The sequence below is a fragment of the Pseudomonas sp. genome (assembly GCF_050739935.1).
Lineage (GTDB): Bacteria > Pseudomonadota > Gammaproteobacteria > Pseudomonadales > Pseudomonadaceae > Aquipseudomonas.
Genome location: NZ_JBOICF010000022.1, coordinates 142574 through 160524, shown reverse-complemented (window position 1 = coordinate 160524; position 17951 = coordinate 142574). Strand labels below are relative to the sequence as shown.

The window sequence follows — 17951 nt, the reverse complement described above, 5'->3', positions numbered from 1 at the left end:
CTCCTACAGAGACCGAGTCAGGCTATGGATCGGTGTCAAGGCGTTCGGCCGTCACCGCATCATTTGCCGCCTGGGCAGTTCCCAAGTGCTCGAGACCGTTCGCCGACTCAAGAAATTCCTGATTTCGCGGCATCTGCATGTGATCCTCGAAGACACCGTGGCCGGGCTTCACCACGAATCGAAGGGAATGCCGAACTTGTCGATGTAGGCCTTAGCCTCAGGATCCAGATCGCGGTACAGACCGTTCGAGTAGCCTTCGTAGGGACCTTTTGGGGCCACTGTGCCTTGAACGCGGCTGACTTCGATGGCGTCGAGGCAAGTACCCATTATCCAAGTCTTGGCAATACCGCCGGGGGCCAAGCCTATGGCGACATTATTTCGATGATCCATCAGCCAGAATTTGCTGGCCTTGCAATAGGTGTTCCCGCCTTCGAGCATTTTCTGTCGCATGGCGTCGGGTATCTCGATAAACGCCTCATAGGTCTGGGGTTCAGCCAACGATTGCCAACGTACATAGATCAGTTGAGGCAAGTCCGCACCGAAGACATGCTTGCCTTTGCCGTCCCCCGGCTTTTTGGGCCAGCCTTTGGGATTTCCCCTGAGGTTAGGTGGCGACCCTACCGCGGCAACACCGCTCATGGCGCGTCTGAATATTCGGTCGTTGATGTCGATGACATTGGCGGTTTCGATCCACACCTCCATATAGTTGGGAGCGAAAAAGCCCAGCCGCCAAGCGTCGTAAGGCAATGTCGCGCCGTAGCTGTTGGTCCCGCAGGCGTTTAGCAGCGAGAGCAGCGCCAAAACCGCCAACCTATTCAGCTTACTGATTGGCATGCATCACCCGCTGGTAGTTCTTGGCGGGCCGGTTGATGAAGATGAGGTCCAGATCGCTGTTTCTGAAGTTCATCAAAGCGTTCCAGTTCGCGGAAAAATGGATGTATCGATGGAGCAGCAAAGGTCGCAGCACCTGCACGAGATCCAATGGCTTCACCACGAATCGAAGGGAATGCCGAACTTGTCGATGTAGGCCTTAGCCTCAGGATCCAGATCGCGGTACAGACCGTTCGAGTAGCCTTCGTAGGGACCTTTTGGGGCCACTGTGCCTTGGACGCGGCTGACCTCTATAGGGTCGAGGCACGTCCCTCTGATCCAGGTCTTGGCAATACCGCCGGGGGCCAAGCCGATGACAACGTTATTTCGATGATCCATCAGCCAGAATTTGCTGGCCTTGCAATAGGTGTTTCCGCCTTCGAGCATTTTCTGTCGCATGGCGTCGGGTATCTCGATAAACGCCTCATAGGTCTGCGGTTCAGCCAACGATTGCCAACGTACATAGATCAACTGCGGCACATCCGCACCGAAGACATGCTTGCCTGCGCCGTCTGCAGGTCTTTTTGGCCAGCCTTTCGGATTTCCTCTGAAATTACGGGGCGATCCTACCGCGGCAACACCGCTCATGGCGCGTCTGAATATCCGGTCGTTGATGTCGATGACGTTGGCGGTTTCAATCCACACCTCCATATAGTTGGGAGCGAAAAAGCCCAGCCGCCAAGCGTCGTAAGGCAATTTCGCGCCGTAGTTGTTGGCCCCGCAGGCGTTTAGCAGCGAGAGCAGCGCCAAAACCGCCAACCTGTTCAGCTTACTGATTGGCATGCATCACCCGCTGGTAGTTCTGGGCGGGCCGGCTGATGAAGATGAGGTCCAGATCGCTGTTTCTGAAGTTCATCAAGGCGTTCCAGTTCGCGGAAAAATGGATGTATCGATGGAGCAGCAACTGCTCTTCGGCGGTTGACAGGTTGGGGGCTGGCAAATCGTGCACGACATAAGCCCGAAGCTTTTCGGCGATCGACTTCAGCTCTTTGGGCAGCGCGAAGCGGGCGTCGAGGTCGTCGATAGCTATGAACGGCACTCGATGTCGCACGCCCAGTTCGCGCATGATGCGCAAATAGATCTTTGACAGATCGCCGTACACCTCGCGCTCTACCTTGGCGGCCGCGTAGACGCGCTGCATGGGATGAACGTCGTCTCGACTGCGTGGCTGTTCCACTGACCAGCTTTCGATGCCCCATTCGATGCCGTTGGCCTCCAGGCGTCTGAGCCATGGATCGCCGCTGGTCCGCAGCTGGTAAAAGGCGGATGAGCGCTCGCGGGTCAAATGCAGGTATTCCAGGCTGTGCAACGGTTTGCTGAGCAATACCCGTTCACGGGCGCGCGGCAGATACCCGCCGCCGATGTCGGAGTGGGCACCCGGCAGCAGGATGTCGTGATCGGTCCGGGTCAGGGCGAAGTTATGGCGATGCTCATCGCGCGCGACGAACTGCACGATCTTGCGGGCGACACCTGTCGGTAGCGCCAGATTTAGCCCGGACACGCGGGCATTACCGGGGCTAAAGTCGCCGACAAGAGGCGAAACGATTCCGGCCACGGTGTCAAACAGACCGATGAAGTTGAGGCTGACATCCTGTTGCAGTCACCAGGCAAAGCCGTCGGCAAATACATCGTTGGCGGCTGACAGGGTCTTCGCCAGATGGCTGTCGTTGGCGCGGAGCAGGTCATTGGCGAAGTGGCGAGCTGCAGCGGCGCCTCGGCTGAAGCCAAACACGTCCACTTCGAGGCGCTTGATCTTAATATCGGGGTTGTTGTCCTTGAACAGCGTCAGACGTCTGAGAATCAACCGGGGGCTTTGCTCCACCCGCGCCAACACCCCCGTTCTCCACCGCCCCGTCGCCTGACCGTAGCGAGCATCGTCGCCGCCACTGACGGTCCCGATGCCTTCCAGGTAAACCTTCAGGGAAGCCTCTTCATCCTCTGGCCCAAGGCTGACATCCGCCCGATCCACATACAGCTCATACAACCGCGCCACATTACTGGTGTCATTGCCATAGCTGTTGTCGGGCGTACTGCCGTCCACGCCGTAGCCGTACGTTGCGCAGAACTGGCGAATGTCTTCACTTTGATCCTGCAGGCCCACATCCCGGGCCATGCAGCCGGCAACGGTTTCGCTGTTCGCCTGGTTGTTACCGGTGCCGTCGAAGAACACCCCGATGCGCAGGGTGATGAGTTGCTCCTGCTCGACTTCTTCTTCCTCTTCTTCGATGTCGGAGTCTGGTTGGCTTGCATGGGTATTGGGAGACGTACTTGTCGAGGTGAAGGTTGACGCCCGCTTGGCCGGTGAATCAGGGGCCGGGCCCTGCCAAGGGTCCGTAATGGTGTAAGTGGCAGCACCCAGCGAGTGCTGGATCGTGGCTCTGCAGGGGCATGAGCTATGACTGTGGAGCGTGCCGGCCAGACCTCTGCCCCCACTCTCCATATGAGGAATTGCGCCGACGATCTGATAGAGCTTGCCGTCGACGCCGCAACTGACCGCATCGAATTCGCGAGCATCCGGTTGGCCGTGCATGATCATCTTGGAGGTCGCCTCCTGCACGGTTCCACCACAGCTGGTCTTGTCGAATTGGCGAATGTAATAACCTGTAGCCATTCGTGATAAATCCCTATCTAAGCAAAGCGTCCATGCGGTTTGGTTAAGGCAGGAACGCTTCGACGATCGGGTTGCCGATGTTCGCTCATTGGGCATCTCACCGCATGAAGATGGGCGAGGGCACAGCGGGGAATGGTGGATCGACAAGATGCAGGCTGACTCAACGGCAGGCGTCCGGAGTCGTCAGTGAAAAGCGTTAAGGTCGCAGGCGTTTTCCTACAGACAGTGATGGGTTTATTCGTGGCTCAAGCCATCGAAGCGGCGCCTTAAGGAGCGGTTGGTCATCGCTGCCCCAAACATGGAGGCTCTCAAGGATGAATCTGCACCGAGCCTGATTTGCCGCACCCGACCCCTTCGCCCATAATCGCGTTCTTTACACGCATCAACCCCGCGGGAGCCCCATGGAGCAATTTCGTAATATCGGCATCATTGGTCGCCTGGGCAGTTCCCAAGTGCTCGAGACCGTTCGCCGACTCAAGAAATTCCTGATTTCGCGGCACCTGCATGTGATCCTCGAAGACACCATCGCCGAGGTGCTACCCGGTCATGGCCTGCAGACCTCGTCGCGCAAGATGCTCGGTGAAGTCTGCGACATGGTCATTGTCGTCGGTGGCGATGGCAGTCTGCTGGGCGCGGCCCGCGCGCTGGCCAAGCACAACGTGCCGGTGCTAGGGATCAACCGTGGCAGCCTGGGCTTTCTGACCGACATTCGCCCCGACGAGCTGGAAGTGAAGGTCGCCGAGGTGCTGGACGGCCACTATCTGGTGGAAAACCGCTTCCTGCTGCAGGCCGAAGTCCGCCGTCACGGCGAAGCCATCGGCCAGGGCGACGCGCTCAACGACGTGGTGCTGCACCCCGGCAAATCCACACGCATGATCGAATTCGAAATCTACATCGACGGCCAGTTCGTCTGCAGCCAGAAGGCCGATGGGCTGATTGTCGCGACGCCGACCGGTTCGACCGCCTACGCGCTGTCGGCGGGTGGGCCGATCATGCACCCCAAGCTGGACGCCATCGTCATCGTGCCGATGTACCCGCACACGCTGTCCGGACGGCCAATTGTCGTCGACGGCAACAGTGAGCTGAAAATCGTTGTCTCAAAGGACATGACGATTTATCCACAGGTCTCCTGCGATGGACAAAACCACTTCACCTGCGCGCCCGGTGACACCGTGACCGTGAAAAAGAAACCGCAAAAGCTGCGTCTGATTCACCCGCTCGATCACAACTATTACGAAGTCTGCCGGACCAAACTCGGTTGGGGCAGTCGGCTTGGCGGCGGGAGCGACTGATGCTCGATCCCGCGCGTAGCTACGATCTGATCGGTGACGTGCATGGATGTGCCCAGACCCTTGAGCACTTGCTCGACACCCTTGGTTATCGCTTTCAGGCCGGCGTATGGCGCCATCCTGAACGCATCGCCCTGTTTCTGGGCGATATCATCGACCGCGGTCCGCGCATTCGCGAGGCACTGCATATCGTTCACGACATGGTCGTGGCCGGCCAGGCGTTCTGCATCATGGGCAACCATGAGTTCAACGCGCTGGGCTGGAGCACGCCTGCGCCACCGGATAGCGGCAAGCAGTTCGTGCGCGAGCACACACCGCGCCATGCCCGTCTGTTGGGCGAAACCCTGGCGCAATTCGAACAGCATCCTGGCGACTGGAACGACTTTCTCAAGTGGTTCTATGAGTTGCCACTGTTCATCGACGCCGAGCGTTTCCGCCTGGTTCACGCCTGTTGGGACGCCAGCCTGATCGAAGCCCTGCGCAGCGCCCATGGCGACGGCCGGATCGATCAGCATTTCGTGCAAGCCTCCGCGGTGCACGGCAGTTTCGCCAGCGCGGTGTTCGACAGGTTGCTGCGCGGCACTGACATGCGCCTGCCCCACGGCATGACCCTGACCGGCGGCGATGGGCTGACGCGTGCCTCGTTTCGCACCAAGTTCTGGGAGGACGATCCGCAGACCTACGGCGACGTGGTGTTCCAGCCCGACGCTCTTCCAGAGCCGGTAGCCAAACGGCCACTGTCCGACAGCGAGAAAAACGCCTTGCTGCGTTACGGCGTCGATGAGCCGCTGTTATTCGTCGGCCATTACTGGCGCAGCGGCATACCCGCCGCGATCCGGCCAAACCTGGCGTGCCTGGATTACAGCGCCGTGCTGTACGGCAAACTGGTGGCATACCGGCTCGATCAGGAAACCCAAATAGACCCGAACAAGTTCGTCTGGGTCGATGTCACGCGGCCGGAGACAGCCCGATGAATCCGGTTGCCGTATTGCGCCTGCCGTTGAGCACCGATTTGAGTGGTTTCGTCGAATTGCTGCGACGACTCAACGTGCCCCATCGGGTCAGTGAAGAAGCCGGCGAGCAAGTGCTGTGGGTGCCGGATGCGCCGCAACTGGCCGATGACATCCGCCAGTTGTATCAGCAATATCCTGAAGGCGATCCCACCGTGCAACTGCCTCCGGGCCGTGAAGTGGTGGCCCTGACTCGCCCCAGCCCATTGGTCCAGGTGCGCAGCAGTCCGGTGACGAGCATCGTCCTGCTGCTGTGCCTGATCGTCGCCGGCGTGACCTTGTTGGGGGACAACTTCGAGGCGTTGAGCTGGCTGACCTTCAACGATTTCCGGGTCAGCGGCGATTACGTCATGTTCACCCCGGTTGAGGTGACACTGGCGGCGGGGCAGTGGTGGCGGGTGGTTTCGCCGATGTTTATTCATTTCGGCGTGCTGCATCTGGTGATGAACGCGCTGTGGTTCTGGGAGTTGGGGCGACGCATCGAAATGCGTCAGGGTAGCTGGCAACTGCTCGGTCTGACCCTGGCCTTCGGCGCGTTTTCCAACTACGGCCAGTATTTCTGGAGTGGCCCGACCCTGTTCGGCGGCCTGTCGGGGGTGCTGTACGGTCTGCTCGGTCACTGCTGGATCTTTCAATTGCTGGCGCCCAACCCCATCTATCGTCTGCCGCGCGGCGTACTGGTGATGATGCTGGCGTGGCTGGTGCTGTGCATGTCCGGGCTGATCAGTTTGCTGGGGTTCGGCGAGATCGCCAACGGGGCCCATGTCGGCGGACTGATCATCGGTTGTGCAACAGGTCTTGTGGGCGGTGCATTAGCGCGCCGTAAACATTAAAATTGCCCGCTTAATTCTGGGAGACCCCAATGTCCTCTTTTGTCGAAATGATCGAAAACATCACCCCGGACATCTACGAGAGCCTGAAACTGGCGGTGGAAATCGGCAAGTGGTCCGACGGACGCAAGCTGTCTCAGGAACAACGTGAACTGTCGCTGCAGGCACTGATCGCCTGGGAAGTGCGCAACGTGCCCGAAGAGCAGCGCATCGGCTACATGGGCCCGCAGGAATGCGCGTCCAAGTCGGCGCCGGTGCCTAACATCCTGTTCAAGTCGGATGCCATCCATTGATCGAAATTGGTCGAGGCTCCGTCAACAAGATGTCCGCGCGGCTCGATGCAACGCGGGTTGAATATGCGTTTCGTCTGGGCGAGTCGGAAATTCCGGTCAATCCGCTGATCGGCAAGACCGTGCGCCTGGAATACCTGGGCGCGATCCACTGCAGCCATTGCGGCCGCCGTACCAAAACCAGCTTCAGCCAGGGCTACTGCTACCCCTGCATGCAGAAGCTGGCGCAGTGCGATGTCTGCATCATGAGCCCGGAAAGATGCCACCACGAGCATGGCACCTGCCGTGATCCGTCGTGGGGCGAGCAGTTCTGCATGACCGACCACATGGTCTATCTGGCCAACTCGTCAGGCGTGAAAGTCGGCATAACCCGCTCCACGCAGCTGCCGACGCGCTGGCTGGATCAGGGCGCAAGCCAGGCGCTGCCGATCGTGCGTGTGGCGACCCGTCAGCAGTCGGGCTTCGTCGAAGACCTATTCCGCAGCCAGGTCGCGGACCGTACCAATTGGCGCGCGCTGCTCAAGGGTGATGCACCGGCGGTTGACCTGGCGGCCATCCGTCAGCAATTGTTCGAGTCCTGCGCCGAGGGGCTGGCCGCGTTGCAAACGCGTTTCGGCCTGCAAGCCATTCAGTTGCTGAACGATGTCGAACCGATCGAGATTCGGTATCCGGTCGAGGCATATCCGACCAAGATCGTCAGCTTCAATCTGGACAAGGACCCTATCGCCGAAGGCACGTTGCTGGGCATCAAGGGTCAATACCTGATCTTCGACACCGGCGTAATCAACATCCGCAAATACACGGCATATCAGCTCGCCGTCCATCACTAGCAGTAGCCGTGTACTGGTAGCTAGTAGCTCAAAGCATAAGGACAGAATCATGCGCACCGAACAGCCGAAAATGATTTACCTGAAGGATTATCAGGCGCCTGAGTACCTCATTGACGAGACGCACCTGACCTTCGAATTGTTCGACGATCACACGCTGGTCCATGCGCAGTTGGTCATGCGCCGCAACCCTGAGCGGGGCGCCGGCCTGCCACCACTGGTGCTGGACGGCCAGTTGCTGGAACTGCTGTCGGTCAAGCTGGCTGACGTCGATCTAGCACCGGCCGATTACGAATTGACCCCGGACAACCTCACCGTGCGGCCTCAATCCGCGACCTTCACCCTCGACACCAGCGTGAAGATCCACCCGGAAACCAACACCGCGCTGGAAGGGCTGTACAAGTCCAGCGGCATGTTCTGCACCCAGTGCGAGGCCGAGGGCTTCCGCAAGATCACCTATTACCTCGACCGCCCGGACGTGATGAGCAGCTTCACCACCACGGTCATCGCCAACAAGCAGGATTTCCCCATCCTGCTGTCCAATGGCAACCCGATTGACGCCGGACCTTCGGAAGACGGCCGCCATTGGATCACCTGGGAAGACCCGTTCAAGAAGCCCGCCTACCTGTTCGCGCTGGTGGCGGGCGACCTGTGGTGCATCGAAGACACCTTCGTCACCATGACCAATCGCTCGGTGACCCTGCGTATTTATGTCGAGCAGGAAAACATCGACAAATGCCAGCACGCCATGGACAGCCTGAAGAAGTCCATGCGCTGGGACGAGGAGGTCTACGGTCGCGAGTACGACCTGGACATCTTCATGATCGTGGCGGTCAACGACTTCAACATGGGGGCCATGGAAAACAAGGGCCTGAACATCTTCAACTCCAGCGCCGTGCTGGCTCGCGCCGAGACCGCGACCGACGCCGCGCACCAGCGGGTAGAGGCCATCGTTGCCCACGAATACTTCCACAACTGGTCGGGCAACCGCGTGACCTGCCGCGACTGGTTCCAGCTGTCGCTCAAGGAAGGCTTTACCGTGTTCCGCGATTCCGGCTTCTCGGCCGACATGAACTCGGCCACGGTCAAGCGCATCCAGGACGTCGCCTACCTGCGCACCCATCAGTTCGCCGAAGATGCAGGCCCCATGGCCCACGCCGTACGTCCGGACAGCTTCATCGAGATCTCCAACTTCTACACCCTGACCGTGTACGAAAAGGGCTCGGAAGTGGTCGGCATGATCCATACACTGCTGGGCGCCGAAGGCTTCCGCAAAGGCAGCGACCTGTATTTCGAGCGCCACGACGGCCAGGCCGTGACCTGCGACGATTTCGTCAAGGCCATGGAGGATGCCAACGGCATCGACCTGACCCAGTTCAAGCGCTGGTACTCACAGGCCGGCACCCCACGTCTGGCGGTGACCGAGTCCTACGATGCAGAGAGCAAAACCTACAGCCTGACCTTCCGCCAGAGCGCGCCGACCACTCCAGGTCAGCCGGGCGATGCGAAAAAGCCGTTCGTGATTCCGGTATCGCTGGGCCTGCTGAACAAGCAGGGTCAGGAAATTGCGTTGCGTCTGCAGGGCGAGTCTTCGGCATCGGGTACCTCGCGGGTGATCGCGGTCACCGAAGCCGAGCAGACCTTCACCTTCGTCGACGTCGCCGAACAACCTCTACCGTCGCTGCTGCGCGGGTTCTCGGCGCCGGTGAAACTGAGCTTCCCGTACAATCGCGATCAGCTGATGTTCCTGATGCAGCACGACAGCGACGGCTTCAATCGTTGGGATGCCGGTCAGCAATTGTCGGTTCAAGTGCTGCAGGAACTGATCGATCAGCATCAGAAAGGCGAGCCGCTGGTGCTGGACCAACGTCTGATCACGGCGCTGGGCACTGTACTGGCCGACGAAAGTCTGGATCAGGCCATGGTCGCGGAAATGCTCTCGCTGCCGGGCGAGGCCTACCTCACCGAAATCAGCGAAGTGGCGGACGTCGATGCCATCCATGCAGCCCGTGAGTTCGCGCGTCTGCAACTGGCCAACAGCTTGCGCGATGCGCTGTGGAAGCGTTATCAGACCAATCGCGAGCTGTCGAAAAACACTGCTTACGTCGCCGAGTCCGAGCACTTCGCCCGGCGCGCCTTGCAGAACATCGCACTGTCGTATCTGATGCTGACTGGCAAACCTGAAGTGCTGGCCGCAGCCATCGAGCAGTTCGACAGCGCCGACAACATGACCGAGCGCCTGACCGCGCTGGCGGTATTGGTCAACTCACCATTCGAGGGCGAGAAAGCCAAGGCGCTGGCGGTGTTCGCCGAGAACTTCAAGGACAACGCGCTGGTCATGGATCAGTGGTTCAGCGTCCAGGCCGGCAGCACTTTGCCGGGCGGTCTGGAGCGGGTGAAAGCATTGATGCAGCATCCGGCGTTCACCATGAAGAACCCGAACAAGGTGCGGGCACTGATTGGCGCGTTCGCCGGGCAGAACCTGATCAACTTTCATGCCGCGGACGGTTCGGGCTATCACTTCCTGGCCGATCTGGTCATCGAACTGAACGGCTTCAACCCGCAGATCGCCTCGCGCCAACTGGCACCGCTGACCCGCTGGCGCAAATATGACAGCAAGCGGCAGGAGCTGATGAAAGGCGAGCTGGAGCGCATTCGTGCTTCCGGGCAGTTGTCGCCGGATGTGTATGAGGTGGTGAGCAAGAGCCTGGCTTGATCTGAGTGGGCTGTTGAATAAAAGGGCTGCCCGAGATCGGGCAGCCCTTTTTTATGGCCTGGAGGGCGCTGGGGCTGGATGAATATCGGTTATTGATGATGCTGATTCACCTGTCCGCCCCCCGGGTGGGTCACTTTGAAAAGTCCCAAAAGTAACCAACAGTGCTTGCTCCCGATTCGGTACCTTCGTCGGGTTTGCCCACTTCGGCGATGCTCCATGGACATGCGCCATGGACATCCATGTCCTGGCGGCGCTCTTGCGGTATCCATGCCGCTCGGCCCATTCGCCGCCTGCGTTCGGCCTGCGTCCAAGTCGCGATTTGTGTCGTTTGAACTATCGCGTAAGAAGATCCTGGTGACTGGGGTTAAGGTCCTTCGCGTTCAGATGCCGAACACAATTTTTCGCTACGACCCGATCAACTGTAGGCCCCGGCTTGCTAGCGAAAGCGTTGGGGCAGTTACAGATTGATTGCCTGGCACTCCGTGTTCGCCAGCAAGCCGGCTCCTACAGGTTCAGCGGCGTGCCGGAGTTTGTCGTGCATGCCCAATTCTCTGTAGCAGCCTGGCCTATCGCGGTAGAAGAGCAATACGCGCTGGCGCTAACGCTCTTCGCATTTATGATGCCGAACACAATTTTTCGCCACGACCAATCAACTGTAGGCGCCGGCTTGCTGTCGAAAGCGGTGGGGCAGTTACAGATTGATTGCCTGGCACTCCGTGTTCGCCAGCAAGCCGGCTCCTACACGTTCAGGGGCGTGTTGGAGTTTGTCATGTACGCCCAATTCTCTGTAGCAGCCTGGCCTATCGCGGTAGAAGAGCAATGCGCGCTGGCGCTAACGCTCTTCGCATTTATGATGCCGAACACAATTTTTCGCCACGACCGATCAACTGTAGGCGCCGGCTTGCTGTTGAAAGCGGTGGGGCAGTTACAGATTGATTGCCTGGCACTCCGTGTTCGCCAGCAAGCCGGCTCCTACACGTTCAGCGGCGTGTTGGAGTTTGTCATGTACGCCCAATTCTCTGTAGCAGCCTGGCTATCGCGTAGGCAATCAATCCGCTGTAGCCGCTCGCATTTCTGTAGGCAATTTCCTGGGTCTGGCGTTTAGGTTTCACACACGCGGTTACGAGTCAGCTGGCAGAAACGTCCTGCTTTCACGTTCATCCTGTCGCCGTTTGCTGCAGCATTGCTTGGCAGCGGGCATCTCTTTAATAAAAAGCCGCGGATGTGTTGATGACGGGACGGAATACTTGGGTTTTGCTGGGGCTGGTGATGGTCGGGCAAGAGGCATTGGCCGATGCGCAGATGGCGGATGAGCAACGGTTTCAGTTGGGTAGTGTCGAGTTGAGTCTGGGCGTTGGGGTGCTGAACGGGCTGGCGAAGGAAAAAGTCTATGACGAGGGCGAGAAGCTCAGTCAGCTCAACTGGGATCTCAAACAGGTCCCGACGCTGCATCTAGGCATGACTTATCACCCGCTTGACTGGCTATCACTCGATGTACGGGGCTGGACCCGAGTGGCCAAGGGCAACGGGCACATGAAGGATTATGACTGGCTGGATGGAGAGGACGAAGGCTGGACTGACCGCTCAGACCACCCTGATACCCGACTGAAAAAAGCCTGGCAGGCGGAATTCGCGGCCACTGCCTGGGCGTTGAAACGCGAGGATCTCGCCGTCGGCGTCATGCTTGGCTATCAACGCAGCGAGTTCAGCTGGCAAGCCAGGGGCGGGAGTTTCACCTATTCGTCAGACGACGGTTTTCGTGATATCTCCGGCAGGCTTCCCGCCGGGCTGAAAGGCATCACCTATGAACAGACCTACGCTACGCCCTACGTTGGTCTCGTCGGCGTTTACAACTACAGCGACTGGACGCTGGAAGGTCGTTTCAAGTACAGCCAGTGGGTCAAGGCAAAAGATCATGACCAGCATCATCTTCGCGGTGTGACGTTCACTGGCGATAACGGCAATCGGGGGCGAATGCAGAGCCTGGCGTTGGGGCTTTCCTATCGAATCAACCCGCAGTTCTCAATCAAGGCGGGGGTCGATTATCAGGTTTATGCCGAAGCCAAGGGCAGTACGACGCTCAAGAATCTGTCAAATGGAGAGCAGACGTATTACGGCGGCAAGTCCGGCTCACAGGCCAGCCGAACCGTGCTGTCGAGTCTGGCGCTGAATTACCGGTTCTGAGGACGTTGCCGTCCCATCCTGTAGCAATCCGGCTTGCTGGCGGAAGCGATCTCAAAGCGTCACCGTCGGCAAGCCATGCTGCTACCGGGGTTCATGCGTCTCGCAGGGTAGCGTTTGAATCGTGCTACCGATCAATCCCCGCGATAGACGCAGCCACTGGTGCAGGTCTCATGAATGCGAATGGCCGACAGCTCTGGCAGCAGGGGCTTGAGCTCGTTCCAGATCCACTTCACCAACACTTCGCTGGTCGGGTTTTCCAGGCCGGGGATGTCGTTGAGGTAGTTGTGATCGAGGCGCTCATAGAGCGGCTTGAAAATGGTCTTGATCTCGGAGAAGTCACGAATCCAACCGGTATGCGGATCGGGCTCGCCTTGAAGATAGATCGCGACACGGAAGGAGTGGCCGTGCAGGCGCCCGCATTTGTGACCTTCCGGGACATGGGGAAGGCGGTGGGCCGATTCGAACGTAAATTCCTTGAAGATTTCCACGGTATTGAGAGCCTTGAAAGGTGGCGATCGCCTGGGCGAAAAATGCAGGTGGCGAGTTTACCAGCAATGGTTTGCCGAGCGACAGGCACAACCTGACCGCCTGGTTAAATCAACACAGGCAGATCTGCCCTTCGAGCCGCTTGGTCAAGCGTCCGCTGGCGAGCGATCAAAAGACGTGTTCCTGGCGAACAGGGTGGCATGTGACAAGAGCATTTCAGCTTCAATTAAGTTCGGTTGGTTATCGTTGTTTCCGTCAACAAGACAACCACAACGGAGATTCGCCATGAAAACCCTTACTGCCCTTATCGCTGCATCCGCCTTCGCCATCACCGCCGGTTACGTACAAGCCAAGGACCTCGGCCCGGATGAGGCGCTCAGGCTGCGAGATGCAGGTACTATTCAGTCTTTCGAGAAACTCAATGCCGCCGCGCTGGCCAAACATCCAGGCGCAACGGTGACCGAGACTGAACTGGAACAGGAATATGGCAAATACGTTTATCAGGTCGAGTTACGCGACGCCAAAGGCGTCGAATGGGATGTCGAACTCGATGCCACCAATGGGCAGATACTCAAAGATCACCAGGACACCTGATGATTGCCGGTAAACGTCCCGCTGAATGTTTCGTTTACTGCCTGCTGGTCGCTTGCGCCGTCATGGCCTGCACTGTGTGTACGGCGCGGGATCTGGATCAGGATGAAGCGCTCAGGCTGCGGCAACAGGGCGTGATCCTGCCGTTGGAGCAATTCATTGAGCAGGCGTTGGGACGTTATCCCGGCTCAAAGCTCCTGGAAGCGGAGCTGGAGGAAAAGCACGACGTGCTGGTCTACGAAATCGAGCTGCTGACGTCAGATCACGTAGTGCGCGAGTTGAAATTCGATGCCCGCGACAGCCGTCTGCTGGAAGACAAGGAAGATGATTGATGCGTCTGTTACTGGTTGAAGACAACGTTCCCCTGGCGGACGAGCTGGTCAGTGCGCTGAACCGTCAGGGGTATGCCGTGGACTGGCTGGCGGACGGGCGCGACGCGATTCATCAAGGGGCGAGCGAGCCCTACGATCTGATCGTGCTCGACCTCGGACTGCCTGGTCTGCCGGGGCTTGAGGTTCTGCAGCAATGGCGTGCGCACGGGCTGTCGACGCCGGTGCTGATTCTCACCGCGCGCGGCTCCTGGGCCGAGCGGATCGAAGGGCTCAAGGCCGGCGCCGATGACTACCTGACCAAACCCTTTCATCCCGAGGAACTGCAACTGCGCATTCAGGCCTTGTTGCGTCGGGTCAGGGGGCTGGCCAATCTGCCGAAGCTCGAGGCGGCGGGGCTGCATCTGGATGAAGGTCGTCAATGCGTGAGCCGTGACGGCGAAGACATTCAGCTCACCGCCGCCGAGTTTCGTCTGCTGCGCTATTTCATGCTGCACCCCGAGCAGATCCTTTCCAAGAGCCATCTGGCCGAGCATCTGTACGACGGTGAAAACGAGCGCGACTCCAACGTGATCGAAGTGCACGTCAACCATCTGCGTAGAAAACTGGGGCGTGCGGTGGTGGAGACCCGACGCGGCCAGGGCTATCGATTCGGCGGGAGCGGCGGGTGAGGTCCATTCAGCGACGCCTGAGTCTCGGCCTGATCAGCGTGTTGCTGATCGTCGGACTGGTGCTGGCGCAAGTCAGTCTTTGGCTGTTCGAAGTCGGCCTGCAGCGTTATCTGGAATCCGGATTGCGCAATGACGCCGAATTACTGCTGGTGGCCATCGTCCGCGGCCCCAACGGCTTGCAACTGGATGAGCAACGCTTGTCTCCGGGATATCAACGGCCGTACTCCGGCCATTACTTCCGTATCGATTTCGATGGCGGGCACTGGCGTTCGCGATCGTTGTGGGACCTTGAGTTGCCGCAACCCGATGACGCTGGTCTGCACGCCGACTTCAAGCTGGAAAAGAGCAGGCAATCGCTGTTGCTGCTGCATACCGAATACCGCAAGTTCGGGCAGAAGATCGCCATCACCGTCGCTCAGGATTACACCCCGGTGCAGGCCAGCTTCGCCCTTGTACAGCGCATCGGCCTTGGTCTGGGGTTGGCGGCGCTGATCCTGATCCTGATTTTGCAGCGCATGACCGTGCGCCGTGCCTTGCGCCCGCTGGACAAAGCCCGGGAGCAGATCTTCCAGTTGCAACAAGGCCAGCGCTCGCAACTCGATGAACAGGTGCCGCTGGAGCTTGAGCCGCTGGTGGCTCAGATCAATCACCTGTTGGCTCACACCGAAGACAGCCTCAAGCGCTCGCGCAACGCGCTGGGCAATCTCGGTCATGCCCTGAAAACGCCATTGGCGGTGCTGATGAGCCTCACCGAAGGGCAAAAGCTTGAGCAGCATCCGCAGTTGCGAGCGACGTTGCGCGATCAATTGCAGCAGATTCAGCAACGCCTGGAACGTGAACTCAATCGTGCGCGTCTGTCCGGCGATGCGTTGCCGGGCGTACGTTTTGACTGCGACGCCGAATTGCCGGGCCTGTTTTCCACGTTGCGGATGATCCACGGGGAACATCTGGAATTGAATAATCACGCCACCCCAGGCCTGGTTCTGCCTTGGGACCGGGAGGACATTCTGGAGTTGCTGGGCAATCTGCTGGACAACGCCTGCAAATGGGCTGACAGCGCGGTGTGCCTGTCTGCTACTCAGGAGCCTGGCGGTTATTGCCTGCTGATCGATGATGACGGTCCCGGAATTCCCGATGTGCAACGTGCTGAGGTGCTGTGGCGCGGCAACCCTCTGGACGAGCAGGTGACTGGACACGGGCTGGGGCTTGGCATCGTCAAGGACATCGTCCAGGCATGGGGCGGGCAGATTCGACTGCTGGGCAGCCCACTTGGCGGCTTGCAGGTGCGTATCGACTTGCCTGAGCGACAGGCCGTGCAACAGGGTATCTATTAACTGATTGATCGCTTTCGTGACCTCAACTTTTGCGGTACTGCGCCGTTAACTGATATGGAGCCCAACGGCGTAATGCTCACAATAAAAAAGGTCCCGATACCTATGCGGCTAAATCTGAAAGCCAAAGTCCTTTCCCTCGCGGTGCTTCCAGTGGTGCTGTTCGCGCTGATCATCAGCGTTAGCACCGTTCTGATGCTTCGCGAGCAGGCCAAGCGTGAAGTGGAAGAAACCCGTCAGCACCTGCTGGACGAAGCCAAGGCAACGCTGCAGAGCTACGTCGCGGTGGCCATCGGCACCATCAAGCCCATGTATGACGCCTCGGCCCCTGGTGACATGGAAGCCCGCGCGCAAGTCATCAAGATGCTTTCGCAGGTCAAGTACGCCAAAGATGGCTATTTCTTCGGCTACGACTCACAGGCCGTGCGCCTGTTCAAGGGTGACAGCCCGGATGGTATCGGCAAGAGTTTCAAAGATGCTCGCGACCCCAATGGGGTTTACGTCAATAGTGGGCTGGTCGATGTCGCGAAAGCTGGCACCCATTTCCTCGAATACTCGTCGCCGCTGCCTGGCTCCAATGAGTTGGTGCCCAAGCTTGGCTACTCTGAATACCTTGCCAAATGGGATATGGCGGTCGGCTCGTCGGTGAACCTGGACAATATTGACGCCAAGGTCGCCGAAGTCCGTCAGGCCATCGTCGAGCGTACGGAACAAATGCTGATCACGATCCTTGGCATCGCCCTGCTGGTGTTGGTGATCATTGCCGTGATCGGCGTCTGGACCTCCGGCAGCATTCTGCGACCGCTGCGTCTGATGAAAGCCAACCTGGACGACATCGCTGCCGGGGAGGGTGACCTGACCCGACGTCTGACGGTGAGTTCGCAGGATGAGCTTGGCGAACTGGCAGGTTCGTTCAACCGCTTCGTCGACAAGATCCATGGCCTGGTGCGGCAGATCGCTGAGATGACCTCGCAATTGACAGGGCTCGTCGGTGAAGTCACTCATCAGGCGCAACGCTCCGAGCAGGCCATGGAGCGTCAGCGCCACGAGACCGATCAGGTAGCCACGGCGATCAATCAGATGTCGGCAGCGGCGCAGGAAGTCGCCAAGAGCGCGCAGGGCGCGTCGGTGGCCGCACAACAGACTGATCAGGAAGGCCAGGCCGCCAGGCGCGTGGTCGATGGCAGCATTCAGCAGATTCATGCGCTGGTGAGCGATATCCGCCATAGCGGCACGTCACTGGACAGCCTGCAGAACGACGTCACATCGATCGTTGGCGTGCTGGGAGTGATTCGCTCCATCGCCGAACAGACCAACCTGCTGGCGCTCAACGCCGCCATCGAAGCGGCACGCGCGGGGGAGGCGGGACGCGGTTTCGCAGTCGTCGCCGACGAGGTTCGCGCCCTCGCCAGCCGCACACAGCAGAGCACTCAGGAAATCCAGGGCATGATCGATCGCCTGCAACAGGGCACGCAGGGAGCGGTAGCGGCGATGCGTCGTTCCAGTGAGGCCGGTGATGGCACCTCGGCGCGCGCCAATGAAGCGGGTGCGTCACTGGACACCATTGGCCAGTTGATCGGTACGATCAACTCGATGAATGCGCAGATCGCCAGTGCCGCGGAAGAGCAGACGGCGGTTGCCGAAGAGATCAACCGCAGCGTGCATCAGATTGCCGTCGCGGTGGAAAGCGTTGCCGATGAAACCCGTCACAGTGCCACGACCTCGCGCAACCTGACCGAACTCAACCAACGCCTCGGCCAACTGGTGGGTCAGTTCCGCATCTGACGAGGTTTTTGATTGCCCTCGTGGCGGGCCGCGATGGCCCGCCATCCTGGCTCTTCTGTCGGTTCCAGCCCCCTGCTTTGCCCGTGTTACAGGCGGCACTCCTGTAACGATTGGCGGACTAATCATTAGGC

General features: G+C 59.2%; 19 protein-coding genes and 2 pseudogenes. 15 read left to right on the top strand and 6 right to left on the bottom strand.

Features of this window, described 5'->3' with window-relative positions:
* Positions 1 to 58: 58 nt before the first annotated feature.
* Positions 59 to 163: pseudogene (gene ppnK / locus ACRER8_RS03565) on the top strand (NAD(+) kinase); the annotation flags it as partial.
* A gap of 5 nt (positions 164 to 168) precedes the next feature.
* Here ppnK and ACRER8_RS03560 read toward each other — a convergent pair.
* Genes ACRER8_RS03560 through ACRER8_RS03540 form a run of 5 tightly spaced genes read right to left on the bottom strand, consistent with a single transcriptional unit; the run spans position 169 to position 3481 of the window.
* A complete protein-coding gene (locus ACRER8_RS03560; protein ID WP_431744965.1) occupies positions 169 to 834 on the bottom strand; it encodes a DUF2931 family protein in 666 nt (221 codons plus the stop codon).
* Positions 821 to 982 carry a hypothetical protein gene (locus ACRER8_RS03555; RefSeq protein WP_431744964.1) on the bottom strand — a complete coding sequence of 54 codons (162 nt, stop codon included), beginning with the start codon at positions 980 to 982 and terminating at the stop codon, positions 821 to 823. The genes ACRER8_RS03560 and ACRER8_RS03555 overlap by 14 nt, the downstream gene beginning before the upstream one ends.
* Before the next feature lie 5 nt (positions 983 to 987).
* Complete coding sequence (locus ACRER8_RS03550; protein WP_431744963.1) at positions 988 to 1653, bottom strand: DUF2931 family protein; 666 nt, start codon at positions 1651 to 1653, stop codon at positions 988 to 990.
* A complete protein-coding gene (locus ACRER8_RS03545) occupies positions 1640 to 2470 on the bottom strand; it encodes a phospholipase effector Tle1 domain-containing protein (protein ID WP_431744974.1) in 831 nt (276 codons plus the stop codon). The genes ACRER8_RS03550 and ACRER8_RS03545 overlap by 14 nt, the downstream gene beginning before the upstream one ends.
* Positions 2471 to 3481, bottom strand: coding sequence for a PAAR domain-containing protein (locus ACRER8_RS03540; RefSeq protein WP_431744962.1), 1011 nt, complete (start codon positions 3479 to 3481; stop codon positions 2471 to 2473).
* 401 nt (positions 3482 to 3882) lie between these two features.
* On the opposite strand from ACRER8_RS03540, the gene ACRER8_RS03535 reads away from it, so the two are divergent.
* From ACRER8_RS03535 to ACRER8_RS03500, 8 genes are all read left to right on the top strand, one after another.
* The gene (locus tag ACRER8_RS03535; protein WP_093459812.1) at positions 3883 to 4773 is read left to right on the top strand and encodes an NAD(+) kinase; all 891 of its coding nucleotides are present in this window, start codon (positions 3883 to 3885) and stop codon (positions 4771 to 4773) included.
* The gene (locus ACRER8_RS03530) at positions 4773 to 5744 is read left to right on the top strand and encodes a metallophosphoesterase (RefSeq protein ID WP_431744961.1); all 972 of its coding nucleotides are present in this window, start codon (positions 4773 to 4775) and stop codon (positions 5742 to 5744) included. Before ACRER8_RS03535 ends, ACRER8_RS03530 begins: the two co-directional genes overlap by 1 nt.
* The gene (locus ACRER8_RS03525; RefSeq protein ID WP_431744960.1) at positions 5741 to 6613 is read left to right on the top strand and encodes a rhomboid family intramembrane serine protease; all 873 of its coding nucleotides are present in this window, start codon (positions 5741 to 5743) and stop codon (positions 6611 to 6613) included. Before ACRER8_RS03530 ends, ACRER8_RS03525 begins: the two co-directional genes overlap by 4 nt.
* Before the next feature lie 29 nt (positions 6614 to 6642).
* On the top strand, positions 6643 to 6903 hold the full coding sequence (locus ACRER8_RS03520) for a YeaC family protein (RefSeq protein WP_431744959.1): 261 nt from the start codon (positions 6643 to 6645) through the stop codon (positions 6901 to 6903).
* Positions 6900 to 7730, top strand: a complete 831-nt coding sequence (locus ACRER8_RS03515) for a DUF2797 domain-containing protein (protein WP_431744958.1) — start codon at positions 6900 to 6902, stop codon at positions 7728 to 7730. Before ACRER8_RS03520 ends, ACRER8_RS03515 begins: the two co-directional genes overlap by 4 nt.
* A 49-nt stretch (positions 7731 to 7779) precedes the next feature.
* Entirely contained in the window at positions 7780 to 10443 is a 2664-nt protein-coding gene (gene pepN, locus ACRER8_RS03510) for an aminopeptidase N (protein ID WP_431744957.1), read from the top strand.
* Positions 10444 to 10978: 535 nt separating this feature from the next.
* Positions 10979 to 11548 (top strand): hypothetical protein, encoded by a 570-nt coding sequence (locus tag ACRER8_RS03505; RefSeq protein ID WP_431744956.1) that lies wholly within the window; start codon positions 10979 to 10981, stop codon positions 11546 to 11548.
* Between the two features lie 125 nt (positions 11549 to 11673).
* Entirely contained in the window at positions 11674 to 12627 is a 954-nt protein-coding gene (locus ACRER8_RS03500) for an omptin family outer membrane protease (protein WP_431744955.1), read from the top strand.
* A gap of 131 nt (positions 12628 to 12758) precedes the next feature.
* On the opposite strand, the gene queD is transcribed toward ACRER8_RS03500, so the two are convergent.
* Complete coding sequence (gene queD / locus ACRER8_RS03495; RefSeq protein ID WP_074755358.1) at positions 12759 to 13115, bottom strand: 6-carboxytetrahydropterin synthase QueD; 357 nt, start codon at positions 13113 to 13115, stop codon at positions 12759 to 12761.
* 283 nt (positions 13116 to 13398) lie between these two features.
* Here queD and ACRER8_RS03490 point away from each other — a divergent pair, with 283 nt between their 5' ends.
* The 6 genes and pseudogenes from ACRER8_RS03490 (at position 13399) to ACRER8_RS03465 (ending at position 17820) form a co-directional block, all read left to right on the top strand.
* Positions 13399 to 13707 (top strand): PepSY domain-containing protein, encoded by a 309-nt coding sequence (locus tag ACRER8_RS03490; protein ID WP_431744954.1) that lies wholly within the window; start codon positions 13399 to 13401, stop codon positions 13705 to 13707.
* Between the two features lie 62 nt (positions 13708 to 13769).
* Positions 13770 to 14036, top strand: a complete 267-nt coding sequence (locus tag ACRER8_RS03485) for a PepSY domain-containing protein (RefSeq protein WP_431744973.1) — start codon at positions 13770 to 13772, stop codon at positions 14034 to 14036.
* Entirely contained in the window at positions 14036 to 14704 is a 669-nt protein-coding gene (locus tag ACRER8_RS03480) for a response regulator transcription factor (RefSeq protein WP_431744953.1), read from the top strand. Before ACRER8_RS03485 ends, ACRER8_RS03480 begins: the two co-directional genes overlap by 1 nt.
* Positions 14701 to 16038: a sensor histidine kinase gene (locus tag ACRER8_RS03475; protein ID WP_431744952.1), complete on the top strand. Its 1338-nt coding sequence runs from the start codon at positions 14701 to 14703 to the stop codon at positions 16036 to 16038. Before ACRER8_RS03480 ends, ACRER8_RS03475 begins: the two co-directional genes overlap by 4 nt.
* 54 nt (positions 16039 to 16092) lie before the next feature.
* Positions 16093 to 16962: pseudogene (locus ACRER8_RS03470) on the top strand (cache domain-containing protein); the annotation flags it as partial.
* Between the two features lie 36 nt (positions 16963 to 16998).
* A complete protein-coding gene (locus ACRER8_RS03465; RefSeq protein ID WP_431744972.1) occupies positions 16999 to 17820 on the top strand; it encodes a methyl-accepting chemotaxis protein in 822 nt (273 codons plus the stop codon).
* The last annotated feature ends 131 nt before the right edge of the window (positions 17821 to 17951 follow it).